Genomic DNA, 26,975 nt, shown 5'->3' with positions numbered 1-26,975 from the left:
ATGCAGTTGTTCCGGACACTGGCCGAAATCCCCGCCTCCTTCGGGCCCACGGTTGTCACCATCGGCAACTTCGACGGCATACACCTGGCGCACCGCGCCCTGCTCGACGGCGCCGTGGAGCGCGCGCGCCAGTTGCACGGCCGCAGCATGCTCATCACCTTCGATCCGCATCCGCTGTGCCTGCTTCGCCCCGGACGTCCGCCCAAGCTGATTACGCCGCTTGAGCATCGGCTAGACCTGCTGCGGAAGACCGGGCTGGACGCCACGCTGATGTTGACCTTCACGCCCGAGCTGGCCGCCATGCCTCCCGAGCAGTTTGCGCGCACCATCCTTGCCGAAGGTGTGCACGCCGTCGAGGTGCATGAGGGCTTCAACTTCCGCTTTGGGCACCGCGCCGAAGGCGATACCGAACTGCTGCGCGAGCTTGGCACCACTCTTGGCTTCGATGTAACTGTCTATCCGCCGCTCAAGCTTCGCGGACACATTGTCTCAAGCAGCCAGATTCGCAAGCTTGTTCAGGCTGGCAACATGGATGGCGCGCGCCGCTTGCTGGGCCGCCCGTTCGCGCTGCGCTCCACACCTGCGCACGGCCGCGGCTTTGGCAGCCGCTATACGGTGCCAACCATCAATCTGAGCCCTTACAACGAGCTGCTCCCCGCCAATGGCGTCTACGTCACGCGCATGCGGGTGGCGGATGAGTGGTTCGACGCTGTCACGAACGTGGGGAATCGCCCCACCTTCGGCGAGGATTCATTTGCCGTCGAGTCGCACTTGATCGGCTTTCATCCACTCGAACTGACGCCTGCAACGCCGATTGAACTGGCATTCCTCAAGCGTTTACGCGAGGAGAAACGCTTTCCCTCGCCCGAGGCGCTCAAGGAGCAGATTGGCTACGACGTGAAGCGCGCGTTGCGTTATTTTCAGCTCGCGCGGCGCCACTGTCCGCTCCGCCTGCCTCCGTGTGATTGATTTTCAGTGAACTCAAGCACGGCTGGTGCTATATTGGCTTCGCTTCGAAGAGTGGGGTCTTACGGAGCGGGTGCGCATTTTTGCGCCCTCCGTTGCTTGCCTCACCGGGGCACAAGGAGAGAATCAATGAATATCCGCCGCATGGTTGTGTTGACCGTTCTGGCTGCCATGGTTTCTGCCGTGAGCGTGCCGGCTTTTGCTGATGACGCTGCCGCCACTTTCAAGGCAAAGTGCGCTATGTGCCACGGCGCCGATGGCAAGGGCAAGCCCGCCATGGCCAACACGGACCTCGTCGCCGGGACCAAGGCGAAGTCGGAAGCTCAGATCGCCGAAATCATCGCCAAGGGCAAGGCTCCGAAGATGCCGGCTTATGCCAGCCTCGACGCCAAGGGCCTGGCCAAGTACATCAAGACCCTTAAGTAGGTTTGGTGTTCCTCCGAGAGGGCACGGCTGAGGCCGTGCCTTTTCTGTTGCCCGCTGCTAGGATGGCGACGAGGACATCATGAAGAAAACCGTATTTCTCACCCTCGTGCTGTTTTCCGCCACCTGCTTTGCGCAGGATTCCGCTTCGGCCTTCAAGAAGAACTGCGCGCTCTGCCACGGCGCGGACGGCCACGCCACCGGCCCCATGGCCAAGAACATTGGAGCCGTCGACCTGACCTCTGCCAAGGTGAAGAAGACCCCCGACGCAGAGCTGAAGACAATCATCTCCAAGGGCAAGGGCAAGATGCCGCCCTATGGCACGGGCCTTGGTGCAAAAGGCGTGAACGACATGGTGAAGTACATCCGCGCCCTGAAGTAGTAGCAGCAAATTCCATCGCTTAAAACAAAAAGGGCACGGTCCACGCCGCGCCCTTCTGCTTTTTGTCTGAAATCTGCAATTCGACGTTTGGAACTTCCCTACTCCATCGGCTCCACCATCAGTTCCGCAGGCTCGTCCTTGCGCTCCGGCATCTGGACCACGACAGTCGCAGCCAGCACCACGAAGATTCCGGCAACCTGCACGCCGCTCACCAGCTCACCCAGTGCCGCCGCCGCAATCGCAATGGAAAACACCGGCTCCAGGCAACTGGTTACAATAGCACGCGTCGCGTCGAGGTAGTGCAAGCCCGCGAAGTACAGTGAAAATGGGATGAGGATCGACGTCACGGAGAAGACGCACATGAACGCCCACTGCGCGCCCGTGTAATGCGCAGCCACAATCTTCCACGGCGGATTGATGAGCAGCCAGAAGATGCCTGCGCCCGTCAGAGCCGCGGTCAGCACCCTCCAGCGCTCGTTGCGCACCATCAGGTCGCGCCCAAAGACGTTATAGAACGCGAACGCCACCGCCGCCGTCAACGCCGCGGCCACGCCCGCCGTGTTGTACTTCAGCGACTCGGTGCCTACCGTCAGCCACGGGAAGTGCGTATGCCCATGAATCACTCCGATGGCGAGCACGCTGCCCGCCACGGCCGCCACCACGCCGAAGACGCGTGCGGCCGTGGCCCGCTGCAATTTGCGCGCGACCATGTACAGCAGCACAAACACCGGCGCGAGATATTGCAGGATGATGGCCGTCGCCACCGTCGTCTGTTGAATGGCGTAGTAGTAGAAATAGTTGGAGCCAGCAATGCCGAGCACGCCGATCAGCACGGAGTCACGCACGTCACGTCGCGGCATGCACAGCGCGCGGCGTCCCCGCGTGGCCAGCAGCCAGACGATCAGCGCCAGCGCCGCGATGGAGGTGCGACTCTGCGCCAGCATCTCCGGCGGAATCAACGGCACTACCGCGCCCCCCAGCCGAAGCTGACCGGTGAAAACGGCGCGTCCCAGCGTTGCGGAAATTCCCCAGAACAGCGTGGCCGCCGCGATGCAGAGATAGCCTCTCACGCGGCCCTGCGCGCATTCCTGTTCACCCACGCTCACTTCATCTCCGTCGCGTTGTCCACGTCGGGCAGCACAATTTCCGTCACAATCTTCGCGGTCTTCGAGAGCATCTGTCCCACGGAGCAATACTTGCTCTCGCTCAGCCGCACGGCGTCTTCCACCGCCTTGCGCGTCACCTTGCCGCCCACTTCATAACGCACACGGATAACCGTGAACACCTTCGGTACCTCCGGCGCGCGCTCCGCCGTGGCGCTCACGCGGACACTCGTAAACGGCTCACGCTTCTTGCGGAGAATCCCCACCACGTCGCTGCCCGTGCAGCCGCACAGGCCGATCAGCACCAACTCCAGCGGACTGCTCGCCTGCTTCTCGCTGCTGGCGTCCATCACCAGCGCGTGGCCGCTCTCAGCCACCCCGACAAACCGTTCGTCTTCCGTCCAGTTTGCACTGGCCTTCATGGATACACTCCTTCCGGCTGCACAGCCTCGCTCATGCAGGCTGCGCAAAATCTCTTAGCGGCGGTTGTCCGTCCTGGGCTCCGGATGAATCAGCACGCGGAACAACTGTGGCGCAGCAGCGCGGAACTGCCCCTCAAGTTCAGTCTGCAAATCATGCACGCGCGCCAGAGGCAGTTCGTCCTGCATGGTTACATGGCAGGAGAGGAACAGCCGGTCATTGAAGCGTCGCAGCACAATCTCGTGAACGTCAATCACTTCGGGGAATTCCGCCACAATCTTCCGCAGTTCGTTTTCCATCTCCACGTCAGAGAGCACGGCCGACGCTTTCTCAATCGTTGCAGGCTCGCTCTCAATGTGCGTCAGGATGGAGTCGATTTCCTTCACGCTGCCGCGGATATCGTTTTCGAGCGAGGTCACAAGGTCGTGCGCTTCAATCAACGTGAGCCGCTCATCCAGCTCGACATGAAGCTCCACGTGCAGGCGGCCTTCCACAAACTGCACGCTCACGTCGTGGATCATGATGTTGCTTTGCAGCGCGGCGGCACGGATGCGATCGAAGATGCTCTCGGTGTTCAACGCGCGCGGCACGGCCGTCACCAGCACATCGGCCTCGCCCAGCAGATGGTGTATGCAGGTGGTCACGTCGGCCACCACCTGGTCGGAAGCCTGGAAGGTGACATTGCGCGCCAGCCCCACGGCCACATCCACGAAGTAGCGGTTGCCCGCCTTGCGGATTCGCACGCGCTCAATCTCCACCACACCGGGCACGTGCTCCACTTCGTCAATGATCTGCGCGCGCACGCCCGCCGGGGCCGCGTCCAGCAGTCCGTCGACAGTTTGCCGCGCCATGCGCCAGCTCACCTGCACCACAATTCCGGCCACGCCCAGCGCCGCCAGCGGGTCGGCCTTCATCAGCCACGGCAGTTCAAGGTGCCGGCCAAACCACACCACCGCGAGTCCGAGAATGACCACCGAACTCGACCAGATGTCGGTGGCAAAGTGCAGCGCGTCGGCGTGCAGCGCCTGGCTGTTGTACTTGTCCGCAATGCGCTTGAGCGCGTGCGAGCGCCACCAGTCCGTTCCGATGGAGACGAACATCACGAAGAACGCCCAGATGCTCGGCTCGATCTCCACGGAGCTGAAGAACAGCCGCTTGAACGCCTCGTAGACGATCCAGATGCAGGTGATCAGCAGCAGGCTTGTCTCGATGAAGGCCGAAAAGTTTTCGACCTTGCCGTGGCCGTACTGGTGATCGGCATCGGCGGGCTTGTCGCTCACGCGCACGGAAAACAGCGTGACCAGTGCGGCCACGAGGTCCAGCGAGGAGTGCAGCGCCTCCGACAGAATGCCCAGCGACATCGTCATGGTGCCGACGATGAACTTCAGACTCGTAATCAGTATCGCGGCGTAAACCGAGTTCTGCGCGACCTTCTGTTTCTCCGCGCGCATCAATTCCAGGTCAATGCCGGTAGCCGGTTCCATGACTCAGGGGTCTCCACGGGCGCAAAACGCCACCAAAGCAGTGTAAAACATGCAGACGGGTTCCTGCCCGTGTTACGATTCGTTCGCTCCCTTCCGGCATCAAACCGCATTGCAGGGTCCAAGCGTTCTAAAGGAGTACAACGCAAGTGAGTGCCAACCAGAAGACCGTGCTTGTCACCGGCGTTTCCGGCAATCTCGGACGCCGCCTTCTTCCCCTTCTCGACGGCTACCGCGTCATCGGCGTCGATTTCCGGGAGCCGTTCGGCGCCAACCTCGCACACTTTGTCTCCATGGATCTGGGCCGCGAGGAGAGTTGCCGCTCGCTGATTGACCTGATCTGGCAGGAGCGCCCCACGACCATCGTCCATCTGGCCTTCGTCATCGATCCGACCGCGACCGGTGTGCTCGAGCAGGACCGCATGTGGCAGATCAACGTGGCAGGCACTGCGCGCGTCATGGAGGCCGTCGCCACCGTCAACCGGCTTGCCTTCACCGTGGAGCGCTTCATCTACCCCAGCAGCGTGGCCGTCTATGGCCCTGAGACGCCGGGACCTGTGGATGAGAATGCGCCGCAGAACGCGCACACGCTCACCTACGCGCTGCACAAGCGCGAATGCGACGCAGTGGCACGCGACCGCGCCACCACCATGGGCGACTGCAACACCACCATCCTGCGCCCGCATATCTTCACCGGCGCCAGCATGAAGAATTATCTCGTTGATTCCCTGCGCGGCACGGCCTATGGCAGTGGACACTGGGGCCAGCGTCTGCGCCGCAAGGGTTGGAAGCTGCCGCTGCTGCTGCCTTACGGCAAGGAGTATCCGGAAAAGCTCTTCCAGTTTGTGCATGTGGATGACGTGGCGCGCGTGATGGCGCACTTCGTCGCCCGGCCGCATGTGCCGGGCCAGCCTGCGCAGGTCTTCAACCTCGCCGGCCGCGGCGAGCCGGTCACCATTGCGCAAGCCGCTGAAATCGCTCACGCGCGCATTCGCCGCCTGCCCTCGCGCTCGCTCTGCCAGAAGGTGCTCAACTATCTGTGGAACTCGCAGACCGCGACGATTCCGCCCGACGCCTATCCGTACATGATCGGCTCCTACACCATGAATACCGACCGGCTTCGCAAATTCCTTGGTGCCGATTATGAGCGGCTCATCCATTACACGGTGCGGGAGGCGCTGGCTGACAGCTTCCAGCTTCACGAGCACGACCTGACCGCCTGATCTCCGGCTTTCAGCGCAAAGGGCACGGCCGAAGCCGTGCCCTTTTGCACTCTCAAATTTCTGGTCGCGCTCTACTTCTTTCCCCAATACAGCCCGGCAATCCCGAACGTGTAGGGCTTATATGAGACTTCCTTGAAGCCTGCAGCCTTCATGCGCTCCAACATCTCGGGCGGCTCCGGAAAACGCGCTACAGAGGCTGGCAGGTAGGCGTACGGCCCCGTCACGCCGGAGATCATCGTGCCGATCTTTGGCAGCACGCTGCTGAAGTAGAAGCGATAGAACTTGCCCAGCAGCCCTTTCGGTTCGCCGAAATCGAGGATGCCGATCTCGCCGTGCTCGTTGAGCACGCGCGCAATCTCGCGCAGTCCGGCATCGTAATCGGCCAGGTTGCGGAAGCCGAACGCCGAGGTCACCAGGTCGAAGCTCGCCTCGGCAAACGGCATGTGCAGTGCGTCGGCCTCCACCCACTCCACGGGGCGGCCCTTGCTCTTTTCCTTTGCCCGGGCCAGCATCGCGCGAGAGAAATCCGCGCCCGTCAACTGCGCGCCGTTCGCTCCAGCCTGCTTCAGCAACGCAAAGGTCATGTCGCCGGTGCCGCAGCACAGGTCCAGCACGCGCGCGCCGCTCTGCCGCAGAGTCGGGCGGAAGCGCCTTGCGGTGCGCCACCACCACCAGCGGTCCACGTTCATGCTCAACACATGGTTCAGCAGGTCATACTTCGGTGCAATGGAGGAGAACATCTGCTCCACCGCCTGCGCGGCGGCTTCGGTGTTCTGGTCCGTGGCGGTGCGCGCCCCGGACGTCTTGGTCACTTCACTCATCGGTATCAATCCCGTCTGTTCGCGGCCTCTACGCCCGCGAAAGGTGCCGCAGCTCTTCCACGGCCTGCAGCACAGCCTTTTCCGGCACGTCGGTCACAATCTTGACCTTGCCAATTTCTGTCGGCAGGATGAAGTGCACCTTGCCGTCGATGGTCTTCTTGTCGTTGGTCAGCCGCCGCAGAATCGAGCGCGGCTTCACTTCCACCTTGGGCAGCGGGGCATACGCCATGATGGTGCTGATCATGCGCTGCGCCAGCTCCGGCGTAATCATCTCCATGCCAGCGGCGATCATGGACGCGGCCACCATGCCCCAGGCCACGCCCTCGCCATGCAGGAAGTGCTTGTAGCCGGTCTCTGATTCCAGCGCATGCCCGACCGTGTGTCCAAAGTTCAGGATTCTCCGCACGCCCTGTTCGCGCTCGTCGTGGCTCACCACGTCGGCCTTCACGCGCACGCACTCGCCAATCAGCCACTCCAGCGAGCCTGCATCGCGCTCTAGAATCCGTTCGCGGTTGTCTTCCATGAACGTGTAAATCTTCGGGCTGCGGATGATGCCCGTCTTCAGCGCCTCAAACAGTCCGGAGCGGAATTCGCGATCCGGTAGTGTCTTCAGCGTCTCCGGATCAATCAGCACCAGCTCCGGCTGGTTGAAGGTCCCAACCAGATTCTTGCCTTCGGTCAGGTTCACGCCGGTCTTGCCGCCCACGGAGGAATCAATCTGCGCCAGAAAGGTCGTTGGCACCTGCAGAAAGCGGATGCCGCGCATGTAGATGGAGGCCGCAAAGCCGGAGATGTCGCCGACCACGCCTCCGCCCAGCGCCACCACTACGCTGCCGCGGTCGGCACCCAGGCGAACCAGCTTGCCGCAAAGCTCTTCCACGGTCTTCAGGTTCTTGTGGCGCTCGCCGTCCTGTATCTCCAGAAACTGGTGCTCCATGCCGGCCTGAGAAAATGCGTCGCTCAGCACTTCGCCCCAGTGTTTCCGCACCGGCGGCACGGTGATGATGAAGTATTTCTTGCCTTCCGGCAGCAGCTCGCGAATGTAGCTGGCCGAGGAGCGCAGCATGCCGTGTTCAATCAGCGCGGCGTAGTCATTCGATGCGGTTTTTACATGTATGCGGATCAAGCTTCCATCATACTGCATCGCCCAGCCCGTTGGCCGCTGCTCAATTTCGGAACACAGCCGCACACACGCATTCCCTTCACTGCCGTCGCCCCTCGGTTGGTGATATGCTCTGTGGGCTGTGAAGAACGCATATCATACCGATTTCATCGTCGTCGGCTCCGGTATTGCGGGCCTCCGCGCCTGCATCACGCTCTCCAATTACGGGCACGTTCTCTGCCTTGCCAAGCGCGAAGTCACCGAGAGCAACACCAATTACGCGCAGGGCGGCATCGCCGTCGCACTCAGCGACGAGGACGAGATCGGCCTGCACTATCAGGACACGCTCGTTGCCGGTGCCGGTCTTTGCGACCCCGAGGCCACGCACGTCCTCGTGGAGGAAGGCCCCAAGCGCATTGAAGAGCTGCTGCAATGGGGCACCGAGTTCGATCGCCAGGGCACCAAGCTGGCCTTCACCCGCGAGGCCGCGCACAGCCGCAACCGCGTGCTGCACGCCCACGGAGACTCCACCGGACGCGAGATTGGCCGCGCCCTCTACCACCGCGCCGCCGCCATCAAGAACATCACCTTCCGCGAGTTTGGCTATACCACCGACCTGCTTGTGGAAGGCGGCCGCGTGACCGGAGTGCGCGTGCTGAACGAGGATGGCAGCACCATGGAGCTTCGCGCTTCGTCGGTTCTGCTCGCTACCGGCGGACTCGGCGAGATCTTCGGCAACACCACCAATCCTTCGGTCGCCACCGGGGACGGCGTCGCCATGGCGTTCCGCGCCGGGGCCGATATCTCCGACATGGAGTTCATCCAGTTCCACCCCACCGCGCTCTACGTCAAGGGCGCGCCCCGCTTCCTGCTGAGCGAGGCCCTGCGCGGGGAAGGCGCCTACCTGCGCAACATGCAGTTGCAGCGCTTCATGCCCAAGTATCACGAACTGGCCGAGCTTGCGCCGCGCGACGTTGTTGCCCGCGCCATCGCGCATGAGCTTGAGACCAGCGGGCAGCCCGAGCCGGTCGTCTATCTCGACCTGACGCATCTCGACGCTGCCAAGCTACGCGTGCGCTTCCCGCGCATCTACAGCACCTGCATGCAGTACAACGTGGACATCACCTCCGAGCTGGTGCCCATCCGCCCGGCCGCGCACTACTCCATGGGCGGCGTGGCCACAGACCTCGACGGACGCACCTCGCTTGACGGTCTGTTTGCCGCGGGCGAAGCTGCCTGCACCGGCGTCCACGGCGCCAACCGCCTGGCCAGCAATTCCCTGCTCGAAGGCCTTGTCTACGGCGCGCGCGCTGCGGAGAACATGGCACGCGAGATGGGCGAGCCCGCTCCGGCTGCCAAGCTCCCCGCCGCCGCAAAAGTAGACGGCCAGCCTGAGCCGGAAACCGAGAAGTTCATCCAGCATGTGCAGCAGTTGATGTGGAATGACGTGGGCATCGTGCGCAAGGGCAACCACCTGAAGTCTGCCCTCACGCGGCTGACCGAGCTGACGAAAACCGCACCCAAGCCCTGCACCCGACGCTCGTGGGAGGCCAACAACATGCTCACCACGGCCCGTATCATCACCCGCTCGGCCATTGCGCGGCTGGAGAGCCGTGGCGCACATTACCGCACCGACTACCCCGACCACGACGACGTGAACTTCCTCAAGCACTCGATCGTCACCGGAGATCAAATCCGCTTCGAGTAGCCAGCCTGCGCACCAAAAGATAAAGCCCGGATTTCAATCCGGGCTTTCGTTTTTCCTGCGTGCTCCGCGCTTGGCGGTTAGGCCTCGTCCTGCTTGGGGTACCACAGCGAGAGCGCCACCGACGCCGCCAGCACGACCACGATGAAACCCAAAGCGGCAATGGCCGGCAGTTCAACCCATTCGGCAATCAGCATCTTTACGCCAACAAAGATCAGAATCACCGCTAGCCCGAAGTGCAGCAGGTGGAAGCGCTGCATGGTCCCAGCCAGTGCAAAGTACAGCGAGCGAAGGCCGAGAATGGCGAAGACGTTCGACGTGTAGACGATAAACGGATTGCGCGAGATGGCGAGCACCGCCGGGATGGAATCAACGGCGAAGATGATGTCCGTGGTCTCCACCACCAGCAATACCAGGAACAGCTGCGTGGCCCAGCGCACGCCATCGCGCCGGACAAAGAACTGGCCATCGCTGCCGAAATCGTTGGTCACACGCATGTGGTTGCGCACCAGCTTGATGATCGGGTTGTGTCCTGGGTCCACAGCCTTGCTGCTGCGGAACAGCCCGAAGCCTGCATAGACGAGGAATGCCCCGAAGATGTAGACAACCCAGTGGAAGCGCTCGATCAGCGCCACGCCCGCGAAAATGAACGCCGCACGCGCAATCAGCGCGCCCACCACGCCCCAGAACAGCACGCGGTGATGCAGGTGATGCGGCACCTGGAAGAAACGGAAGATCAGCAGGAAGACAAACAGGTTGTCCACCGACATCGATTCTTCCACCAGGTAGCCGGTGATGAATTCCAGCGAAAGCGTCGCATTCGAATGCGCGCCATCGGCCGCCATGCGGTGGCCGAAGAAGTACAGCAGCACGGCAAACACCGCCGCCGAGGCGATCCACACGCCCGTAGTCTTGACGGCCTCCGCAAAGCCCACCGTGTGCGCCTTGCGGTTGAACACGCCAAGGTCCAGCGCCAGCGCGCTGAAGACGAAGACGTGAAACAGCAACCAGAAAACCCAATTCTCAGGCATCACTCAGAATTCTACCTTGCCACCTTGGTGGCGGTAAGCCATCTCACAGGAAAATCAGTGGAATTTCTTGTCGCAAGCAAAAGCCGCGTCCATTTTCCGGACGCGGCCTTGGTTTTCAGCCTTGCCTTCTACTTCTGGGCCAGGTGTCCGCTCTCGCGCTGGGCGATGGTGCGGCGGGCGTTATCCGCCAGCTGCTTTGCCTGCGGCATCAGTTCCAGAGCCTTCAGCACCGCCGGATCGTTCTCGGCATAGACGCGCAGGCCTTCCTGCTGGCCAAAGGCGCTCACGAACAGCTCAGCCTTGATGTTGTAGCGCATCCAGGCGTCGTTTGCCTTCCAGTCAGCGTCGGCATAGGTCACTTTCTGCTCGTCCACAAACTTGCGGAACTCCTGCATCACCGCGTCGTCCACCTGCACCTCCTTGGTCACCTTGTGGTTGACCATGTAGTGCTTGGCGAAGTTGAAGAATGCGTATTTGAGCACCAGCGCATCCTGGAACTTGTTGCCCTTCACCGGGGGCAGCTTCACGTCGGGCGTTATGCCTCCGCCACCGTAAACCGTGCGTCCGCTGTCCGTGAGCTTCACTTCGCGGTTCGCCTCGGGCTGCGCAGACTTGCCCTGATCGTCGCCGTCCTCGCGGTTGTAGTAGTAGTCGTACAGCGAGAGGCCGTTGTAGTCGCGCTGAATCAGTCGTCCGCTCGGCGTGTAGTAGCGCGCCGTGGTCAGCGCCAGGCCGGTGTTCTCCGAAAGCTGATAGACGGTCTGCACCAGCCCCTTGCCGAACGTGGTCTCACCCACAATCAGGCCGCGGTCGTGGTCCTGTATGGCGCCCGAAACAATCTCAGCCGCCGAAGCCGTGCCGCGGTTGACCAGCACCACCAGCGGATATTCCTTGCCGCCATTGCCACGCGGCGCGCGGTAAACACGCTCCGGCGAATTGCGTCCGTGATGGCTGACGATGACCTGTCCCTTCTTCAGAAACTTGTCGGCCACTCCAACGCCCTCGTTCAGCAGGCCGCCAGGGTTCTGGCGCAGATCGAGCACCAGGCCCTTCAACTCGCCCATCTGGTCGAGCGCGGCGGTCACTTCATCTTCCGTCGTCTCCTGGAAGCCGGTGACGTGCAGATAGCCGATGCCCGGCCGGATCATGAAGTGCAGGTCCACCGAGTAGCGCGGAATCTCGTCGCGGATCACGGCGAACTCCATCGGCTTGTCGTTGCCCTCGCGCAGGATTCCGATGCGGACGGTGGTGCCCTTCGGCCCCTTCAACATCTCGGCTACGTCGCTGGTGGTCATGTTGTCGGTCGGCTTGCCGTCCACGGCCACAATAATGTCGCCCGGCCGGATGCCCGCGCGGTAGGCCGGTGCGCCCGCGAACGGCGCAATCACAATGACCTTGTTGTTGCGCGGTCCCACCTGCATGCCCACGCCGTAATACTTGCCGCGCTGCTCTTCGCGCAGTTGCGAATACGACTTGGGATCAAAGAAATTCGAGTGCGGGTCCAGCACCCGGAGCATGCCCGGGATGGCGCCGTTGAAGATCGCCTTGTCAGGGTCGACCTTGTCGGCATAGTTCTGCTCCACCACGCTGTAAACCTCGGAGAACGAGCGGAGGGAGTCGTTGACCTGCGCGTCATTGGCGGCCGTAGCCACTCCCAGACGCTGCCCGAACACGGTGCCCAGGCACCCGCAGATCAGCAGAACAATGAACACCACCACGAGGGAACGATTTGTACGACCGGCCATTTCTCTTCCTTTGGCTCCAGGCGGAATTGCCAGACAGGCCCATGCGGCGGAATGCTCCCCCGCGGGCGATTGTGCTGAGTATAGCAGGGCCGACGGCTCCGCCGGAGTACCCTCCCCGGCACGTCCGCACCTGCCCGAACCTGCTATTTCAGATGCAGATAACGCCTGCAATGGTTCGTTTTTGCTGCGCCCCGTATTCTTTCAGACGGCTCTGCGCGCCGCCCGTGAGCGCGCCATCCTCTCCGCCGACTTTCCACAGCCGATTTGGAATGACGGCTCCCCCCATTCCCCGTGTAGAATGGCACTTATGAGCACCGGCGAAATGATTTTTCTTTTCTTCCTGGCCCTGGTGGTCTTTGGACCGAAGCGGCTTCCAGAGATCGCACGGCAGGTGGGAAAGATGCTTGCCGAATTCAAGCGCGCCAGCAACGAGTTCCAGAACCAGTTGGAGTCGGAGGTCCGTGCCACCGAAAGCGACGTCAAAAACGCGGTTACGACCGAGGAACGGCCCAGCATTGCCGAACTGCCCAAGCAGCCGGTGGAGTTGACCGATTCCCAGCGTGACGCCATGCGGCTGGCCTACCAAGCCCAGCAGATGGGCGAAAAGGGCGCAGCTGAAGCCGTTCCCACCACCGTTCTGACCAACTCGGGCGAAGCGCCCTCATCGGCCACACCGGAAACCAAGACCGAAGCCCCCGTGGCTGGGTCTGAAAATTCATCGCAGCCCTCCAGTGAACATGCGAACTGAGAGAGCACGTTAGTTAAGCAGGGACCAGATGGCAGATACCGCGTCAACCCCTTCCAAACCTAAATCTGAACTGCCCGCGATGGCCTTCCTCGAGCATCTCGAGGAGCTTCGTCGCCGCATTATTTTCTCGGCATATTTCATCGCTGCGGCCTTCGCACTCTGCATGTTCTGGTCGCGCGAAATCTTCAACCTGATGGAGAAGCCCATCGTCGACGCCTTGCGCTCGGCCAAAATGGACGTCTCCATCGTCTATACCAATCCGCTCGACACCTTCAACATGTCGATCCGGATCGGCATGGTCGCCGGAATCTTCCTGGCATCGCCCTTCCTGCTCTACCAGGTGTGGGCCTTCATCGCGCCGGGCCTTTATAAGAACGAACGCCACTACGTGCTGCCGTTCATGGTCTCCACCATCGGCCTGTTCGCCGCCGGCGGAGCCTTCGGCTACGTGGTCGTCTACCCGGCCGCCCTTGAGTTCTTCATCAAGTACGGCGCCGGTTACCAGAACCTGAAGCCCATGATCACCATGAACGAGTACACCAACCTGTTCATGACCATCATGCTCGGCCTCGGCGTGGTGTTTGAAATTCCGGTCGTCATCTTCTTCCTGGCGTTGTTCGGCCTTATCTCGGCGAAGTTCATGGTCAAGAACTTCCGCTACGCCATCCTGATCATCTTCATCATCGCCGGCATCATCTGCCCCACGCCGGACGTGATGAACATGTGCATCTTCGCCGCGCCGATGATCTTCCTTTACATCATCAGTATCGGCATTGCCTGGTATGTGCATCCCGAACGCCGCAAGAAGCGCGCCGCAGACAAGGCGGCCAAAGAAGCGGCCAAGGAAACCGAATAATGCGTAACACGGAATGGAATGCGAGGACCGCGATTGCGGTCCTCGTTGTTTTCAGCAGCCTCTCGCTGATGGCCTGCAAGGACGATAAGAAGCCCGAAGCCACGACTTCCGCTGCGCCTGCCGCCATCGAGCCGGTCAACCGCAATGCGGCCGACTTCGATCCGCCGGCCTCTGCACCGGCTGCGCCCAAGGTAGACGGCAAGGCCGCCTTCAAGCTCTGCGCCGACTTCGTCAACCAGGGACCTCGCCCGCTCGGCACCGACGGCCACAAGAAGGCAGAAGACTTCATCCATGCGCACCTGGCGGGCCTGACCGTGGAGGATGACGCATTCACCGCGCAGACTGCCGCCGGGCCATTCGCCATGCGCAACATCATCGCCAAGATTCCGGGCAAGAAGGACGGCATCATCGTCATTGCCGGGCACTACGATACGAACCTGCCGCTCAAGGGCACCAAGTTCGTCGGCGCCAACGACGGCGGTTCAAACGTCGGCCTGATGCTGCAAATGGCCAACGAGATGAAGTCGCGCCCCAATGACGGCTATAGCGTCTGGTTCGTCTTCACCGATGGCGAAGAGGCCACCAAGGACTGGTCGGACGAAGACAGCGTTTACGGCGCCAAGCACCTGGCCGCGCGCTGGGCACAGGACGGCACCGCGAAGAAGATTCAGGCATTCCTGCTGCTCGACATGATCGGCGACAAGGACCTCACCGTCTGGCACGAACTGAACTCCACCGAGTGGCTCGTGCAGGTCGTCGAGCGCTCCGCCTCCCGTCTGGGCTACGGCCGCTACTTCAACACCACGCAGAGCGCGGTCGAGGACGATCATCTGCCCTTCAAAAAGGTGGGCATCCCCGTGGCCGACATCATCGACCTCAGCTACGGCTTTAACAACCTGTACCACCACAGCACCGAGGACACTCTCGACAAGCTCAGCCCGCAGAGCCTCCAGATTGTTGGCGATGTTGTGTATGAGACGCTCCGGGCGCTAAACACGAAGTAGCAGTGCCAGAGAGGGACAGGATGAGCACAAAACTTCTCGGCGCGGTCATCACAACTTCAGCCATTGCGACGGCGCTGCTGTTCGCCATGATGTTGCCTGCTGTCTTTCTGCTGGGCCGAGCCAACTCCGCAAGCCGGCTCCCGCAGGGATTGGCCGGGACTCTCATCTACGTCGTCGTTGTGTTTCTGGCCTCCGTGTGGCTCTTCCGCACGCTCCGTCTGACGTACTCCGCGCGCGAAGCAAAGACCGCTGCGTATACCTTTGCCCTGACGTCACCAATCTCCATGGGCATTGCCATGCTGCTGGCCCCGCTCGCGGGCAGTGTGGCGCAGGATTGGTTCGGCTTCAACATTGGCCGTGTCGGCATCCTCGCCGCCATCATGCTCGGCGTCTTCAGCGTCACTGCCGCGTTGAGCTATCTCTTCGTCTCCGTCGCGCTGTTCATCTGTGGTGGCAGCACGCCCCCAGCACCGCCCGCAGATTCCTCAAATTAATCGACGCGCTCACCGCGCGCTCTTTCGTAGCATCAGCCGTCTCCCGAAGATAGAAAGGCCCCACCTCCGCCTTGTTTTGCGGAAGCAGGGCCTTTCGCGCAGCACCACTTCGCTGCCCGGCGCGCACGCGCCGGATTGCAACTCATGAGCAAGCTACTCTACCCGCTCGGATTCTCTCCTTACTCGAACATGTACGCCGAAATCAGGTGTCCGCCCATCGGACGGTCCTCGAACACCTTCTTCCCCTTGCCACCCGCGCCCGCCACTGTCATCAGCGGAATCAGGTGATCTTCGCGTGGTTGCGCCTCACGCGCACCCGGTGCCTGTTCCCAGTCCGCCAGCAGCTTCGCGCGTTCTTCCGGCGCAGACTCCACGGCCTTCGTCAGCCATGCGTCGAACTGGTTCGAGAGCGCAATGTTGCCCATGCCGAAGAGTCCGCGCATGTTGTGGTAGCTCATGCCGCTGCCCAGAATCAGCACGCCTTCATTGCGTAGCGGAGCCAATGCCTCGCCAACTTTCAAGTGCAGCTCCGGCGAGAAGTTTGCCTCGATCGAAAGTTCCACCACCGGAATCTTCGCCTCCGGGTAAATCACCTTCAGCGGCACAAACACGCCGTGGTCCCAGTCGCGCCGCAGATCCACCTGCGACGCCAGCCCCGCATTCGCCAGCAACTGGTTCACTTTCGTCGCCAGCTCCGGCGCGCCCGGCGCGTCATAGCGCAACTGGTAGGTGTGCTCTGGGAAGCCCGAATAGTCGTAAAGCAAGCCCGGCTGCTGCGCCCCGGTCACGCGGAATCCGCGCGTCTCCCAATGCGCCGACACCAGCAGAATCGCCGTGGGCGGCTCCGGCAGCAACTGCGGCAACTGCTCAAAGAAGCCGCGCAGCTTGTCCCAGGCATGTGGAGGGTCCCACTCCATGAAGAAGCATGGCCCGCCGCCGTGCGGTACATAAATGGCTGGCATACGCGTGCTCCCCGTCTCCCTGCCTGTTTGTGCTTCGCTCTGACTGCGGATGGCTCCTGCGGCCTGCTGCGTGCTCATATGGTCCTCTTTCAGATAATCGTTGCAACAACTATCTGCTTATCAGATGCCGGCGGCAAGAAAAAGTCGCAGACTTCCCTGCCGCATCTGAGCACAGACACGGGAGCTTGCTATGAGAATTCGATTGGAAGAATTTGGTGGAGCTAGTCGGGCTCGAACCGACGACCTCCTCGTTGCGAACGAGGCGCTCTCCCAGCTGAGCTATAGCCCCACTCTGGTTGTGGGAGCGCGGAAACCGCGCCAAAGACATAGTAACAGTCTCCGCCCTCCGGCTCAAGCGCACCCGCAGATTCTCTGTGGAAATACGAACGTAGGAAGACGCTTTCCTCTTTCCCACAAGTACAGACGATTGGTCAGTCTCCTGCCGCAGCCAACACCGCACAAATGCGAAGGGCGCGGCCATCGCCACGCCCTTCACAACTCTGACGCTGAAGCAGTCCTTACTTCTTCTTCGGCTTTGCTTTTGGCTTCGGAGCCGCCTTCTTCGGCGCGGCCTTCTTTGCCACGGGTTTTGCAGGAACCTTCTTCCCGCTTGGCTTCGGAGCGCTGTGCTTCGCGGCCGGTTTCGCAGCAACCTTCTTCGCTGCGGGCTTTTGCGCGCTCTTGCCCTTGGCCGCTGGCTTTGGCTTCGCCGTAGGCTTGGCTTTCACCACAGCCTTTGCAGACGCTGGAGCTTTCGCCGTCTTCACAGCCTTCTTCTCCGGAACCTTCGCCACCGACTTTGCTGGCTTGGCCTCCGGCTTCGCGTTCTTCGCCGGTTTCTCTGCGGCCTTCACTGCCTTGGCTTCCTTCTCCGGCTTCGCAGCCTTCTCGGCAACAGGCTTCGCTTTGGAAGCCTTCGCAGCAGGAGCCGCTTCCGCAGCCTGTGCCGCAACTTCAACCGCAGCCGGAGCCGGTGCAGCAACCTTCTTGGCTGCGGCCTCGCCACGGCGTCCGCGGCGTCCGGCCGGTGCCGGAGGAGGAGGCGGTGGCGGCGGCTCAAACGGCTTCAGGAAGCGCATGATCTCGCCCTTGCTGCGCAGCTTGCCGTCGATGAGCTGCAAGAAGGCTTCCTGCATGATCTGCGGATACTCCGGCAGCACATTGGTGATGCGCAGCTCAGCCATCTCCTCGAACGGCAGCTTGCTCTGCACCTGCCGCCACTTGCCAAAGAAGTTCTCAATCTTCGTTTCAACGGCGCTGCTGCGAACGGTGGCCGCAAGATAGAGCAACGCCTCCTGCTTGGCTTCACTCAGAATCTTCCACGCACCCGAAGGCAGGTTCGCGTCCTTCGATTGCAGCTTCTTGGAGAGTTCCTTGGCGTCCTCATCCAGACGCTTCCACGACGCCACAAGTTCCTTGTGCGGAATCTGGCGCTGAATGTCGTGCACTTCCTTTTCGCCCAGCTTGAAGGTCAGGAAGTGGATGGTTGCCGCCGAAGCGTCCGGCGAGAGGCCGATCTCCAGCATCTGCTGGCGGACCTTGATGAGCGAGTGCAGCTCGGGCGTCTCAATTTTCGCCACCGCCCATTTGGCATGCAAAACCTTCAGCCAGCCCTCTTTCTCGAGGGCCTTGGCCACCCCGATGGGGTCTTCCTCATGCGCCAGCTGCTCAATCTCATAGCCGATGGCAGCCTTGCCGAGGTACTGGATGTACTCGCCTTCCTTGGCCGACTCAAAACGGGCCTGGGTGCGGTCATCCAGCTCCCAGTGGAAGCGGGCGCAGAAGCGCGTGGCGCGGATCAGCCGCGACGGCTCATTCAGGAAGCCATAGTTGTCGATCAGCCGGATAAGCTTGGCCTCAACGTCCGCCTGGCCGTTCCACGGGTCCAGCAACAGGCCCATCGAGCCCTCGTTGAGCGAGAGCGCCATGGCGTTGACCGTGAAGTCCCGTCGCCGCAAATCTTCCACGATGGTGGCGGGCGCGACCGCCGGGGGCTTTCCCGGCTTGTCATAGGTCTCCTGGCGCGCCATGTTGATCTCCGCGCGCACATTGCCCGGAAAGACCACGTGGATCACGCGCAGCGCGTCATCGACCAGATCGACCTTGCCGCCAGCTTTCTCCAGTTCTTTCTGGAGCTTAAGAGCATTTCCCTGAACCGTAAAATCAAGATCCCGGATAGGAAAGCCAGTGAGGATATCGCGGATTGCGCCCCCGGTCAGGTACAGGTTCATTCCCAGGTTGCGCGCAGTTTCCTGAACCAGCTTGACCGCCTTCATCTGCTCAGGCGTCAGCCGGGTTTCCATGGTGTAAATGTAGTCTGCCATTGGCTTTAAGACCGCGGGGCCCTCTGGGCGCCCGTGAGACTGGCATGGATTCCTTCGTACTGCCCAAAGGGCAGAACAGCGGTCGCCTTGCCAGCTATTAAGTCCATCCTCCACAGTAACTTACGTGGAATTGCCACAAATCCGCTTCAAACCACAGACGATACCACAAGCGTAACCCTCTTGGCTACCATCATTCATAAGCTCTTGATTTTCTTTGAACTTCGGGCAATCGTTGTACCGTCACGGATTCCCCCAAAGGCTTGCACAGGCTTCCCGGCGGGTACAATGGGAAGTGGTTGCAAGAAGGGTTCTGGAAGCGCGCCATGTCCTCGACTCACAAGAAGGTGATCGTCCGCAAGCTGGACCGCGACAGCGTCAACGGCTACGTTGCGGCGGCCGACTTCCTCTCCGGCGGCAAGCTGGAGATGATGAACACCGCCGGCAACGTGGTGCAGATCGACCTGCGCGAGGTAAAAGGCGTTTACTTTGTCCGGGAGTTTACTGACTCCGAAGGACTTACGCGCAAGACTTTCACCACACGTCCACGGGTGGAAGGCCTCTGGGTGCGGCTGCGCTTCCGCGATAATGAGACATTGGAAGGGCTGATGCCCAACGACCTGACGCAGATCGGCGCCGACGGCTTCTTCCTGAATCCGCCGGACACGCGCGGCAACACGCAGCGTATCTTTGTGCCGCGTCAGGCCATTGCCGAGCTGAGCGTGCTGGCCGTGATCGGCGCCAACGCCCGCAAGCGCAAAGCGGCCACACCGGAGCCGCAAACGCCGTTGCTGTTTGAACCGTAACGCGGACGGGCCGGTTCCCCGTCACCGCAGGCCAAGCGAATTACCCCTCGCAGAAACAGGACTGTTTGTATGAAGCTCTCGCAACTTGCCGCAAAGCTGAATCTGACGCTTGAAGGCGCCACGAGCGACCCGGAGATCACCGGGGTGGCCACGCTGGAAGACGCCAGCGAAAGCCAGATTTCGTTCTTCACCAACAAGAAGTATGCCGCCCAGATGAAGGAGACCAAGGCGGCCGCCATCATCGTGGACCCGAAGTACCACGCTGACGGTCATGCGCTGCTGCGCTCCAGCAATCCTTACCTGGATTTTGCGCGCGCGCTGGAGACTTTCTATCAGCCGCCACAATACGCTCCGGGCGTCCACCCCACGGCCGTGATTGACCCGACGGCGAAGATTGGTGCCCGCGCCCACATTGGCCCCTACGTGGTGATCGACCGCGATGTGATCATCGGCGACGACGCTGTGCTTCTAGCGCACGTGGTGCTCTACCAGGGCGTGCAGCTCGGCAACCGCGTCTTCCTGCACTCCGGCGTCACCATCCGCGAGTTCTGCCAGTTGGGCGACGACGTGCGCCTGCAGAACGGTGTCATCATCGGTGCCGATGGCTTTGGCTTTGCCCGCGACGGCGCCAACTGGCACAAGATTGTTCAGAGCGGACGCACCGTGCTCGGCAACCGCGTGGAGGTTCAAGCCAATTCGACCGTGGACCGCGCCACCATCGGCGAGACCCGCGTGGGTGAGCAGGTGAAGATCGACAACCTTGTTCAGGTGGGACACGGCTGCACCGTCGGCGACGCCACCATGATCTGCTCGCAGACGGGCCTTTCCGGCTCCACGCGCGTGGGCAAGAACGTGATTCTTGCGGGCCAGGTCGGTGCCGCCGGGCACCTCACCATCGGCGATGGAGCGATTGCCACGGCGCAGACCGGCATTCCATCCGACGTGCCTGCCGGCGCGATGGTCAGCGGCTATCCGGCAATTGAGAACCGTCAGTGGCTGAAGGCCGTGGCGGTCTTCAACCGGCTGCCGGAGCTGGCTCGCGCGCTGCGCAAGCTCTCGCACAACGAAGAGTAGAGTCCAACGGGCGGTGCGCTTGCGTAACTACACGGTGCGCCGCCCACTCTCTGTACAATGGTGCGCATGACGCGCACGTCCCGTTTGCTGACCGCTGCCCTTCTCTCCACCGCGCTAGTTGCCTCCGCCTGCCACTACCAGAAGCGCAACCTAACCCTCTCGGTGACCAACCAGAGCACGCGCATGTTGAACAACGTGGAAGTTGACTATCCCGGCGGCGTTTTTGGTTTCAGCATGCTGAAAACGGGCCAGAGCTTTCAGCGGCAGATTGTCGAGGCCTCGCCCTGCAAACTCATTGTGCACTTTGACGGGCTCAACGGACGCCAGCAGACGCAGAACTTCGACCTTGGACGAAACTGCCCCGAGGCCATCCGCTTTACCTACGGACAGGAAGGCCTCTTCCACCTGCAAGGCGCGAAATAACCTGTTAGCAATCGCCAGCTAGTTCTGATGGGGAGTGCGGTGTGGCTCTGGCAACGCATCGTTGATGATCCACCAGACGTGCTGCAACAGCTCTTCGCGGTTGGCAAACTTCGCGGGGTCCACCGGCGCGTGGCAGCGCACGGTCACCACGCCGGGCTTGATGCGGAATGAACCTTTCGGCCACGCTTCATACGTGCCGCTGACGGTGATGGGCACCACCGCCACACCGGCCTCCATCGCCATGTGAAACGGCCCTTTCTTGAACGGCAGCATGCGCCCCGTGCGCGAGCGGGTTCCTTCCGGAAAGACCACCATGCTGCGCCCCGCGCGCAGAACCTCGACGGCCTTGCGTACGCTCTCAATCGCGGCTTCGCGATGGCGGCGGTTGACGGGCACCATGTTGCCCTTGCGGAAGACCATGCCAAGAATCGGAATACGGAACAGTTCGTCCTTCGCCAGAATTGACATCGGGCGATAGATTGGCGGCACCACAATTGGCGGGTCAAGGTTGGAGACGTGGTTCGCCATGAAGATGTAGGCGGCCTTCGGGTCAAGCTGCTCGCGGCCTTCCACCACCACTCGCACGCCGGCCAGCCGCACCGCAATCCGGGCGGCCACAATTCCCCATCGCCACAGGATCTCGCCGTCTCCGGTGATGAAAACGAGCACCAGCGCCACCAGCGACGCCGGCGGCGTATAGAGCGCGAGAAAGCCGACAAATAACAACAGACGAATCAATGCGTGGTCTCCGTCTCGCTTTCTCCGTGAATCCAGGCGGCACGGCGTTGCAGTTGCGCGCCCGTGACCTGCGCCACATCCTCCAGCGCGTACTCATCATACTTGCGGCCAGCAAGCGTCAGCTCCACCTCGCGCTCCTGCTCCCCGCTGCGCAGCTTGAGCCGCACGACTTCACCCGGGTTGCGGCGATTGAGTTGTGCGCTCAACTCGCCCATCAGCGGGCGGCCATCCACTTCCACCACAATGTCTCCGGTGCGAATTCCCTGCTGCTCGGCTGGACCGCGAGGTTCCACGCGCGTGACCGTGGCGCCGCCCGAACGCAGGCGCGTGGTGCTCATGCCAGCAGCGGCCGCAGTGCCCTGATGATGCGAAAGCCGAAGGCCAACGGTTGCAAAGAACTCGTCATACGGAATCTCATCCGTGCCCGCGACGTAGCGGCGGAAGAACTCGCGGAAGTCGCTGCCGGTAAGCACTTCGCAGGCAAGCCGGACGCTCTCGGAGTCATCGAAGAACTCGCCCTGCTTGGCCCAGCGGGCATTCATATACTGAAACAAGTCACGCAATGAGCGGCGTCCGTGGCTCACGCGACGCAATTCAAGGTCGAGCAGCACGCCCACGATCTCGCCCTTGTTGTAGTAGTTGATGGAGCGCTGCGGCGAGCCATAGAACGCGTACTTGTCGTACCACGTCGTCAGGCTCGACTCTTCCACCGACTGCCACTGCCGCGCCGGGCGCGACTCCAGTACACCAATCTGCTGCGACAGTTGCGACAGAAAGCGCTTGTCATCCATCAGCCCGGCACGCACCAGAATGTGCGCCGCCGCCGTGCTGTCCACACCTTCGCTGAACCAGAGAGCGCGCGTGTACTGCTCGCGCGTGTAATCCACCGGCTCCAGCGAGCGCGGACGAATGCGCTTGACGTTCCACAGGTGAAAGAACTCATGCGCGCTCACGCCGGCAAGGCCCATGGCATCGCGTTGCACGCGCTCGGCGCTCACATCAATGGCCGTGCCGTAGGCGTGCTCCATGCCGCCTCCGGCGGGGCCGCGCGGAAAATGATAGAGGAACGTGTAGTCGTCGAACGGGCGGTCCTGCATCCAGTCGGTAGCGGCCGCCGTAATCTTCTGCAGCACGCCGCGCACGGCAGCGAGGTCGTAATCTCCGGGGTCGGCATCCACCGCAACGTGATACGTGGCGCCGTTCTGCTCGTACTGCGTCTCGGCAAAGCGCCCCATCTCAATCGGCGTATCAACCAAGCGGTCATAGGTCGGGGCTTCTGCCCGCGCGTTCTGCGCGTCTTCCGGTGAAAGCCCGCCAAAGACGCCGGTATCGCGCACTCGCCAGCCTCCGGGCACATCCAGCAGCTTTACCGAGACCGGCTCGTTACGATGCTCCGGGCGATAGACGAGCACCTCCGCCCAATTGAAGAATGCGTGGTGCGCATCGGCCTCCGCGCCGAACGGCCCGGCTTCATCAACATAAATGTCATAGCTGAAGGTGACGCAGGGGTGCTCGCTTTCGACCTCAACGCTCCAAGTCGTTTTGTCGACGGCGCGCACGTGCGCATCGGTCAGGTCGCAGCGCGAGCACATCCAGCGCGGCACGCCGCCCGTGGCCTCCACATGCGTCATGTACTGCGAGAAGTCACGCACGCGGTAGAGGGCGTTCCACACCGGCAGTTGAAACTCCCCGGCCGGCGTGTGTGCCACAGCATCCACGTGGACGATGTGTTCGTTCGCGCGCTTGAGCGAGACGCCATAGGCCACGCCCGTCGCCGGACACCACATCTGCGTTTGCGCCGCGGCTGCCGCGCACAGCGCCAACAACACCGCCAGGAGCTTCAACATTCTGCGAGCCAAACTATTCCCCTTTGTGCTGGGCCTTGATGCTTGCAGGCAGCTTCTCATAGATGCCGCCAAAACCGCCATTCGAAAGTAGCGCGACCACGTCTCCCGCGCGAAGCTCGGAGCCAAGCTGCGAGGCAATCTCATCGGGTGTGGTGCATTGGCGGGCAGGAATGCCGCGCGCCTTGAGCGCATCGACGATCGCCGCCACGTCCAGCCGCTCCTCCGGACGCAGCGAATCCGTGGTCTTGAAGAAGACGCTCGACAGCACCACTTCATCGGCCTTGGCGAGGCTCTCAATCAGCTCCTGCTGAAACACGTTGCGGCGCAGGGTATTCGAGCGCGGCTCCAGCACCGCCACCAAACGGCGTCCGTTGTAGCGCGAACGCAGCGCGCCGAGCGTGGCGGCAATGGCCGTGGGGTGGTGCGCAAAATCGTCGATGATGGTGATGCCGTGCAGTTCGGCCTTCACTTCCAACCGGCGCTTCACGCTCTTGAACTCTGCCAGCGCCTTCACGATGGCATCCGTAGCGATTCCGTAGTGCGAGGCGATTGCGGCGGCGGCCGTCGCGTTCAGCACGTTGTAGTCTCCGGCCAGCGCAAAGCGGAATGCCGCCCAAGGCTCGCCGTCGCGGAGCACGCGCCACGAGGTGCCGTCAGCGTCATGCTCAATATCGACCACGCGCCAGGTGGAATCCGCGGCAAAGCCGTAGCGCTCCACCTTGCAGAAGGCGCGCTCCACGCACTCGCTCACGTTCGCGCTGCCGTCCCAGGCCACAATGATGCCGCGCTGCGGAACAAGATTCACCAGCCGCTTGAAGGCGAACTTCACAGCCTCAAGGTCGCGGTAGATGTCGGCGTGATCGAACTCGACGGCTGTCAGCGCCACAGCGTCCGGGAAGTAGTGCCAGAACTTTGGCCCCTTATCGAAGAAGCAGGTGTCGTACTCGTCACCTTCGATGATGAACTCGCGCCCCTCGGTAACAGCAAAGCTTGAGCCGAAGTTCTCCGCTACGCCGCCAATGAGAAACGACGGATTGCGCCCGGCGCTGGCAAAGATCCACGCCAGCATGGAGGTCGTTGTGGTTTTGCCGTGCGTGCCGGCGACCACCAGCGACTGATGCCCGCGAATGAATTCGTCATGCACAAGTTGCGCCATCGAGGTGAATGGCAGGCGCTGGTCCAGCACGTGTTCCAGCTCCACGTTGCCGCGCGAAATTGCGTTGCCGACCACGATGAGGTCGGGCTTCCAGTCAAAGTTGGAGGCGGCAAAGGGCTGCATCACGGGGATGCCGAGCGAGGCGAGCATGTCGGACATGGGCGGGTAGGCGGCGGCGTCCGAGCCGCGGACTTCATACCCGCGCTTCTGCAACATTCCGGCCAGCGACGCCATGGCTGTGCCGCAGATGCCGATCAGGTGAATCTTGCGTGGCTGCATCCTTCTACACTAACGCATCGGGCGTTACGACCGCCACGGGCTATCGCGTTGCGGGCGCAAAGGCCAGGCGCACGGACTGAGCGGTGAACTCGACATCCGAGGAGACACCCAGCGGGAGGGTTAGATTGCGGCCTGTGACGTGTCCGCTGGGGACCCCGTAGGCGATGGGCACACCGAGCGGCACGAGCAGGCGCTCGATGACGCTCCACACGGTAGGCACCGTCGGGTCGTCCGCATTGCAGCCCTTCATCTCTCCGAAAACGATGGCTCGCACGCCGTTGAACTTGCCCGCCAGCAGCAGTTGCCGCAACATGCGGTCGATGCGGTAGGCGGGTTCGCCCACGTCCTCAAGGAAGAGCACTTTGCCCTCGGTCTGAATCTCGTACGGCGTGCCGAGCGTGGAGACCAGCAGTGACAGGCACCCGCCGTAGAAGATACCGCTGGCCGCGCCGGGGGCGAGCGTTGCGACCTGTGCATCGGTCGGCAGGTTCAGGGTCAGCGCTTCCCCACCCAGCGCAGAGCGGAATGACGCCATATCTGCGGCTCCGTTGGCGAAGTCGCAGGCCGCCATCGGCCCGTGAAAGCCCACGAATCCGCGGTCAACCATGCGGGTCAACAGCACGGTCACATCGCTGTAGCCGAGGAAAGGCTTGGCATGCGCGGTGAAATCGATGGAGTCGAGCACCGGCAGCAGGTAGTTGCAGCCGTAGCCGCCCCGCGCGCAGAGGATGGCGTCTATGTCGTCGCGCTCGAACATCGAGACCAGGTCGCGCGAGCGAGCCTCTGCTGCACCGGCAAAGTAGCCATCGCGCGCCAGCACCGCCTCGCCCAGGACAGTCTCATAGCCAAGCGCGCGTAAGGCTTCAAGGTTGGCACGCAGCTTCGCTTCTTCCACCGGACTGGCCGGGGCAACAATGCCAAGCCTCGCGCCGGGGCGCAGCGCGCGCGGAAGAATGGACGCCCCGCTCATCGCGCGTGCTCCTCTGGCACACACGCAATGCAAAGCGAGCCGCACGCATGCGGCTCGCCTGCGCTGCATTCGAGCTTACACAAAGTAGTCACCTTTGCAGACGAGCACGGCCGGGCCTTCCAGCGCGAGAGCGGAGCTGCCGCCCTCCCACTCCACGGTCTGCGTGCCGCCCGGGGAATGCACGGTCACCACCGGCCCCTGCACTTTGCCCGCAGCCAGCGCTGCGGCTGCCGTGGCCGAGGTGCCCGTGCCGGATGACATGGTTTCGCCCGCGCCGCGCTCAAAGATGCGAATCGTGATTTCGCTCGCGCCGGTCACGGTCACGAACTCCACGTTCACGCCCTCATGGAAAGCCTGCTCCTGCCGCTGCACTTCGGTGGCGATCCGCTGCCAGTCCTGCGGAAACTCGTTGACGAAGATGACGTAGTGCGGGTTCCCTGTGGAAACAGGCGTGCCTCGCACAATGCTGCGGTTCAGCTTGAGCGCAAACTCTTCGCCCACCTGCGGCGTGCCCATCTCGGTACGGAAGAAGAACGTCGCGCCCTCGCGGCGGCGCAGCAGGCAGAGCTTTTCGCCCGCGTCGGTTGCAATGTTCAGCCGCGTTTTGCCGCTGGTGGCGGCCAGGTAAGCGGCCACGCAGCGCGTGCCATTGCCGCTCAGTTCGGCCTTGGAGCCGTCGGCGTTGATGAGGTGAATCTGCCCGTCGGCGCTCTCATCGTTGTAGAGCCACTCCACGCCATCGGCGCCCACGCCGTTGTTGCGATCGCAAAGCTGGCGGCTCAACTCGGCCGCATCGGACGGAGCGTGCCGTCCGTCGATGATGAGAAAGTCATTGCCGCACGCGCTGGCCTTTACAAAAGGAAGACGTTTTCCCTGAAAATTATCGAACACGTTC

General features: G+C 62.1%; 26 protein-coding genes and 1 tRNA gene. 12 read left to right on the top strand and 15 right to left on the bottom strand.

Going from position 1 to position 26,975, the window contains the following annotated elements:
• From AC6IZO_RS04525 to AC6IZO_RS04515, 3 genes are all read left to right on the top strand, one after another.
• Window positions 1-969 (top strand): bifunctional riboflavin kinase/FAD synthetase, encoded by a 969-nt coding sequence (locus tag AC6IZO_RS04525; RefSeq protein WP_497808414.1) that lies wholly within the window; start codon window positions 1-3, stop codon window positions 967-969.
• A 126-nt stretch (window positions 970-1,095) separates the two neighbouring features.
• Window positions 1,096-1,392, top strand: a complete 297-nt coding sequence (locus AC6IZO_RS04520; protein WP_497808412.1) for a c-type cytochrome — start codon at window positions 1,096-1,098, stop codon at window positions 1,390-1,392.
• A gap of 79 nt (window positions 1,393-1,471) precedes the next feature.
• Window positions 1,472-1,771 carry a c-type cytochrome gene (locus AC6IZO_RS04515; RefSeq protein ID WP_497808410.1) on the top strand — a complete coding sequence of 100 codons (300 nt, stop codon included), beginning with the start codon at window positions 1,472-1,474 and terminating at the stop codon, window positions 1,769-1,771.
• A 98-nt stretch (window positions 1,772-1,869) separates the two neighbouring features.
• On the opposite strand, the gene AC6IZO_RS04510 is transcribed toward AC6IZO_RS04515, so the two are convergent.
• From AC6IZO_RS04510 to AC6IZO_RS04500, 3 genes are read right to left on the bottom strand one after another with little or no spacing between them, the layout of a single operon-like run.
• Window positions 1,870-2,877 (bottom strand): DMT family transporter, encoded by a 1,008-nt coding sequence (locus AC6IZO_RS04510; RefSeq protein ID WP_497808408.1) that lies wholly within the window; start codon window positions 2,875-2,877, stop codon window positions 1,870-1,872.
• Window positions 2,874-3,296 carry an OsmC family protein gene (locus AC6IZO_RS04505; protein WP_497808406.1) on the bottom strand — a complete coding sequence of 141 codons (423 nt, stop codon included), beginning with the start codon at window positions 3,294-3,296 and terminating at the stop codon, window positions 2,874-2,876. The genes AC6IZO_RS04510 and AC6IZO_RS04505 overlap by 4 nt, the downstream gene beginning before the upstream one ends.
• 54 nt (window positions 3,297-3,350) lie before the next feature.
• Entirely contained in the window at window positions 3,351-4,778 is a 1,428-nt protein-coding gene (locus AC6IZO_RS04500; RefSeq protein WP_497808404.1) for a cation-efflux pump, read from the bottom strand.
• A 146-nt stretch (window positions 4,779-4,924) separates the two neighbouring features.
• Between AC6IZO_RS04500 and AC6IZO_RS04495 the strand changes: the two genes are divergently transcribed.
• Window positions 4,925-5,998 carry an NAD-dependent epimerase/dehydratase family protein gene (locus tag AC6IZO_RS04495; protein WP_497808402.1) on the top strand — a complete coding sequence of 358 codons (1,074 nt, stop codon included), beginning with the start codon at window positions 4,925-4,927 and terminating at the stop codon, window positions 5,996-5,998.
• Between the two features lie 71 nt (window positions 5,999-6,069).
• On the opposite strand, the gene ubiE is transcribed toward AC6IZO_RS04495, so the two are convergent.
• Window positions 6,070-6,819 (bottom strand): bifunctional demethylmenaquinone methyltransferase/2-methoxy-6-polyprenyl-1,4-benzoquinol methylase UbiE, encoded by a 750-nt coding sequence (ubiE, locus tag AC6IZO_RS04490; RefSeq protein ID WP_497808400.1) that lies wholly within the window; start codon window positions 6,817-6,819, stop codon window positions 6,070-6,072.
• Window positions 6,820-6,847: 28 nt separating this feature from the next.
• Complete coding sequence (gene aroB / locus AC6IZO_RS04485; protein WP_497808398.1) at window positions 6,848-7,945, bottom strand: 3-dehydroquinate synthase; 1,098 nt, start codon at window positions 7,943-7,945, stop codon at window positions 6,848-6,850.
• 118 nt (window positions 7,946-8,063) lie between these two features.
• On the opposite strand from aroB, the gene nadB reads away from it, so the two are divergent.
• Window positions 8,064-9,629 carry an L-aspartate oxidase gene (nadB, locus tag AC6IZO_RS04480; RefSeq protein WP_497808396.1) on the top strand — a complete coding sequence of 522 codons (1,566 nt, stop codon included), beginning with the start codon at window positions 8,064-8,066 and terminating at the stop codon, window positions 9,627-9,629.
• 77 nt (window positions 9,630-9,706) lie between these two features.
• Here the strand turns inward: nadB and AC6IZO_RS04475 are convergent, their stop codons facing one another.
• Window positions 9,707-10,657, bottom strand: a complete 951-nt coding sequence (locus AC6IZO_RS04475; RefSeq protein WP_497808394.1) for a TerC family protein — start codon at window positions 10,655-10,657, stop codon at window positions 9,707-9,709.
• A gap of 128 nt (window positions 10,658-10,785) precedes the next feature.
• Window positions 10,786-12,402 carry a S41 family peptidase gene (locus AC6IZO_RS04470; RefSeq protein WP_497808392.1) on the bottom strand — a complete coding sequence of 539 codons (1,617 nt, stop codon included), beginning with the start codon at window positions 12,400-12,402 and terminating at the stop codon, window positions 10,786-10,788.
• Between the two features lie 307 nt (window positions 12,403-12,709).
• On the opposite strand from AC6IZO_RS04470, the gene AC6IZO_RS04465 reads away from it, so the two are divergent.
• Genes AC6IZO_RS04465 through AC6IZO_RS04450 form a run of 4 tightly spaced genes read left to right on the top strand, consistent with a single transcriptional unit; the run spans window position 12,710 to window position 15,504 of the window.
• The gene (locus AC6IZO_RS04465; RefSeq protein WP_497808390.1) at window positions 12,710-13,150 is read left to right on the top strand and encodes a twin-arginine translocase TatA/TatE family subunit; all 441 of its coding nucleotides are present in this window, start codon (window positions 12,710-12,712) and stop codon (window positions 13,148-13,150) included.
• 28 nt (window positions 13,151-13,178) lie between these two features.
• Entirely contained in the window at window positions 13,179-14,006 is an 828-nt protein-coding gene (tatC, locus tag AC6IZO_RS04460; RefSeq protein WP_497808388.1) for a twin-arginine translocase subunit TatC, read from the top strand.
• Complete coding sequence (locus AC6IZO_RS04455; protein ID WP_497808386.1) at window positions 14,006-15,010, top strand: M28 family peptidase; 1,005 nt, start codon at window positions 14,006-14,008, stop codon at window positions 15,008-15,010. Before tatC ends, AC6IZO_RS04455 begins: the two co-directional genes overlap by 1 nt.
• Before the next feature lie 20 nt (window positions 15,011-15,030).
• Entirely contained in the window at window positions 15,031-15,504 is a 474-nt protein-coding gene (locus AC6IZO_RS04450) for a hypothetical protein (RefSeq protein WP_497808384.1), read from the top strand.
• Window positions 15,505-15,683: 179 nt separating this feature from the next.
• Here AC6IZO_RS04450 and AC6IZO_RS04445 read toward each other — a convergent pair whose 3' ends face one another.
• From AC6IZO_RS04445 to AC6IZO_RS04435, 3 genes are all read right to left on the bottom strand, one after another.
• Complete coding sequence (locus AC6IZO_RS04445; RefSeq protein ID WP_497808382.1) at window positions 15,684-16,466, bottom strand: DODA-type extradiol aromatic ring-opening family dioxygenase; 783 nt, start codon at window positions 16,464-16,466, stop codon at window positions 15,684-15,686.
• 213 nt (window positions 16,467-16,679) lie between these two features.
• A tRNA-Ala gene (locus AC6IZO_RS04440) sits at window positions 16,680-16,755 on the bottom strand.
• Between the two features lie 229 nt (window positions 16,756-16,984).
• Complete coding sequence (locus AC6IZO_RS04435; RefSeq protein WP_497808380.1) at window positions 16,985-18,790, bottom strand: tRNA nucleotidyltransferase/poly(A) polymerase family protein; 1,806 nt, start codon at window positions 18,788-18,790, stop codon at window positions 16,985-16,987.
• Between the two features lie 323 nt (window positions 18,791-19,113).
• On the opposite strand from AC6IZO_RS04435, the gene AC6IZO_RS04430 reads away from it, so the two are divergent.
• From AC6IZO_RS04430 to AC6IZO_RS04420, 3 genes are all read left to right on the top strand, one after another.
• A complete protein-coding gene (locus AC6IZO_RS04430; RefSeq protein WP_497808378.1) occupies window positions 19,114-19,593 on the top strand; it encodes a DUF6982 domain-containing protein in 480 nt (159 codons plus the stop codon).
• Window positions 19,594-19,662: 69 nt separating this feature from the next.
• On the top strand, window positions 19,663-20,667 hold the full coding sequence (gene lpxD, locus AC6IZO_RS04425; protein ID WP_497808376.1) for a UDP-3-O-(3-hydroxymyristoyl)glucosamine N-acyltransferase: 1,005 nt from the start codon (window positions 19,663-19,665) through the stop codon (window positions 20,665-20,667).
• 66 nt (window positions 20,668-20,733) lie between these two features.
• On the top strand, window positions 20,734-21,090 hold the full coding sequence (locus AC6IZO_RS04420; RefSeq protein ID WP_497808374.1) for a hypothetical protein: 357 nt from the start codon (window positions 20,734-20,736) through the stop codon (window positions 21,088-21,090).
• A gap of 18 nt (window positions 21,091-21,108) precedes the next feature.
• Here AC6IZO_RS04420 and AC6IZO_RS04415 read toward each other — a convergent pair whose 3' ends face one another.
• The 5 genes from AC6IZO_RS04415 to dapF all read right to left on the bottom strand — a co-directional run bounded on the left by AC6IZO_RS04415 (window position 21,109) and on the right by dapF (window position 26,971).
• Complete coding sequence (locus AC6IZO_RS04415) at window positions 21,109-21,828, bottom strand: lysophospholipid acyltransferase family protein (RefSeq protein ID WP_497808372.1); 720 nt, start codon at window positions 21,826-21,828, stop codon at window positions 21,109-21,111.
• Entirely contained in the window at window positions 21,825-23,675 is a 1,851-nt protein-coding gene (locus AC6IZO_RS04410) for a M61 family metallopeptidase (protein ID WP_497808370.1), read from the bottom strand. The genes AC6IZO_RS04415 and AC6IZO_RS04410 overlap by 4 nt, the downstream gene beginning before the upstream one ends.
• Before the next feature lie 13 nt (window positions 23,676-23,688).
• Complete coding sequence (gene mpl / locus AC6IZO_RS04405) at window positions 23,689-25,110, bottom strand: UDP-N-acetylmuramate:L-alanyl-gamma-D-glutamyl-meso-diaminopimelate ligase (RefSeq protein WP_497808368.1); 1,422 nt, start codon at window positions 25,108-25,110, stop codon at window positions 23,689-23,691.
• A gap of 40 nt (window positions 25,111-25,150) precedes the next feature.
• Window positions 25,151-26,080, bottom strand: a complete 930-nt coding sequence (locus AC6IZO_RS04400; protein WP_497808366.1) for a S66 peptidase family protein — start codon at window positions 26,078-26,080, stop codon at window positions 25,151-25,153.
• 75 nt (window positions 26,081-26,155) lie between these two features.
• On the bottom strand, window positions 26,156-26,971 hold the full coding sequence (gene dapF, locus AC6IZO_RS04395) for a diaminopimelate epimerase (RefSeq protein WP_497808364.1): 816 nt from the start codon (window positions 26,969-26,971) through the stop codon (window positions 26,156-26,158).
• Window positions 26,972-26,975 lie beyond the last annotated feature (4 nt).

This window comes from Oryzophilus luti (genome assembly GCF_059726245.1).
The sequence above is the reverse complement of the archived record's forward strand: the minus strand, read 5'-3'. Positions and strand labels throughout refer to the sequence as shown.

Bases quoted from the DNA above. Each gene is read 5' to 3' on its own strand.
- AC6IZO_RS04420 (WP_497808374.1), top strand. From the start codon at position 20,734: ATGACGCGCACGTCCCGTTTGCTGACCGCTGCCCTTCTCTCCACCGCG.
- AC6IZO_RS04525 (WP_497808414.1), top strand. From the start codon at position 1: ATGCAGTTGTTCCGGACACTGGCCGAAATCCCCGCCTCCTTCGGGCCC.
- AC6IZO_RS04435 (WP_497808380.1), bottom strand. From the start codon at position 18,790: ATGGCAGACTACATTTACACCATGGAAACCCGGCTGACGCCTGAGCAG.
- AC6IZO_RS04505 (WP_497808406.1), bottom strand. From the start codon at position 3,296: ATGAAGGCCAGTGCAAACTGGACGGAAGACGAACGGTTTGTCGGGGTG.
- AC6IZO_RS04520 (WP_497808412.1), top strand. From the start codon at position 1,096: ATGAATATCCGCCGCATGGTTGTGTTGACCGTTCTGGCTGCCATGGTT.
- AC6IZO_RS04465 (WP_497808390.1), top strand. From the start codon at position 12,710: ATGAGCACCGGCGAAATGATTTTTCTTTTCTTCCTGGCCCTGGTGGTC.
- lpxD (WP_497808376.1), top strand. From the start codon at position 19,663: ATGAAGCTCTCGCAACTTGCCGCAAAGCTGAATCTGACGCTTGAAGGC.
- AC6IZO_RS04515 (WP_497808410.1), top strand. From the start codon at position 1,472: ATGAAGAAAACCGTATTTCTCACCCTCGTGCTGTTTTCCGCCACCTGC.
- AC6IZO_RS04400 (WP_497808366.1), bottom strand. From the start codon at position 26,080: ATGAGCGGGGCGTCCATTCTTCCGCGCGCGCTGCGCCCCGGCGCGAGG.
- AC6IZO_RS04500 (WP_497808404.1), bottom strand. From the start codon at position 4,778: ATGGAACCGGCTACCGGCATTGACCTGGAATTGATGCGCGCGGAGAAA.
- AC6IZO_RS04455 (WP_497808386.1), top strand. From the start codon at position 14,006: ATGCGTAACACGGAATGGAATGCGAGGACCGCGATTGCGGTCCTCGTT.
- AC6IZO_RS04430 (WP_497808378.1), top strand. From the start codon at position 19,114: ATGTCCTCGACTCACAAGAAGGTGATCGTCCGCAAGCTGGACCGCGAC.
- tatC (WP_497808388.1), top strand. From the start codon at position 13,179: ATGGCAGATACCGCGTCAACCCCTTCCAAACCTAAATCTGAACTGCCC.
- mpl (WP_497808368.1), bottom strand. From the start codon at position 25,110: ATGCAGCCACGCAAGATTCACCTGATCGGCATCTGCGGCACAGCCATG.
- AC6IZO_RS04470 (WP_497808392.1), bottom strand. From the start codon at position 12,402: ATGGCCGGTCGTACAAATCGTTCCCTCGTGGTGGTGTTCATTGTTCTG.
- AC6IZO_RS04410 (WP_497808370.1), bottom strand. From the start codon at position 23,675: ATGTTGAAGCTCCTGGCGGTGTTGTTGGCGCTGTGCGCGGCAGCCGCG.
- AC6IZO_RS04450 (WP_497808384.1), top strand. From the start codon at position 15,031: ATGAGCACAAAACTTCTCGGCGCGGTCATCACAACTTCAGCCATTGCG.
- AC6IZO_RS04475 (WP_497808394.1), bottom strand. From the start codon at position 10,657: ATGCCTGAGAATTGGGTTTTCTGGTTGCTGTTTCACGTCTTCGTCTTC.
- ubiE (WP_497808400.1), bottom strand. From the start codon at position 6,819: ATGAGTGAAGTGACCAAGACGTCCGGGGCGCGCACCGCCACGGACCAG.
- AC6IZO_RS04445 (WP_497808382.1), bottom strand. From the start codon at position 16,466: ATGCCAGCCATTTATGTACCGCACGGCGGCGGGCCATGCTTCTTCATG.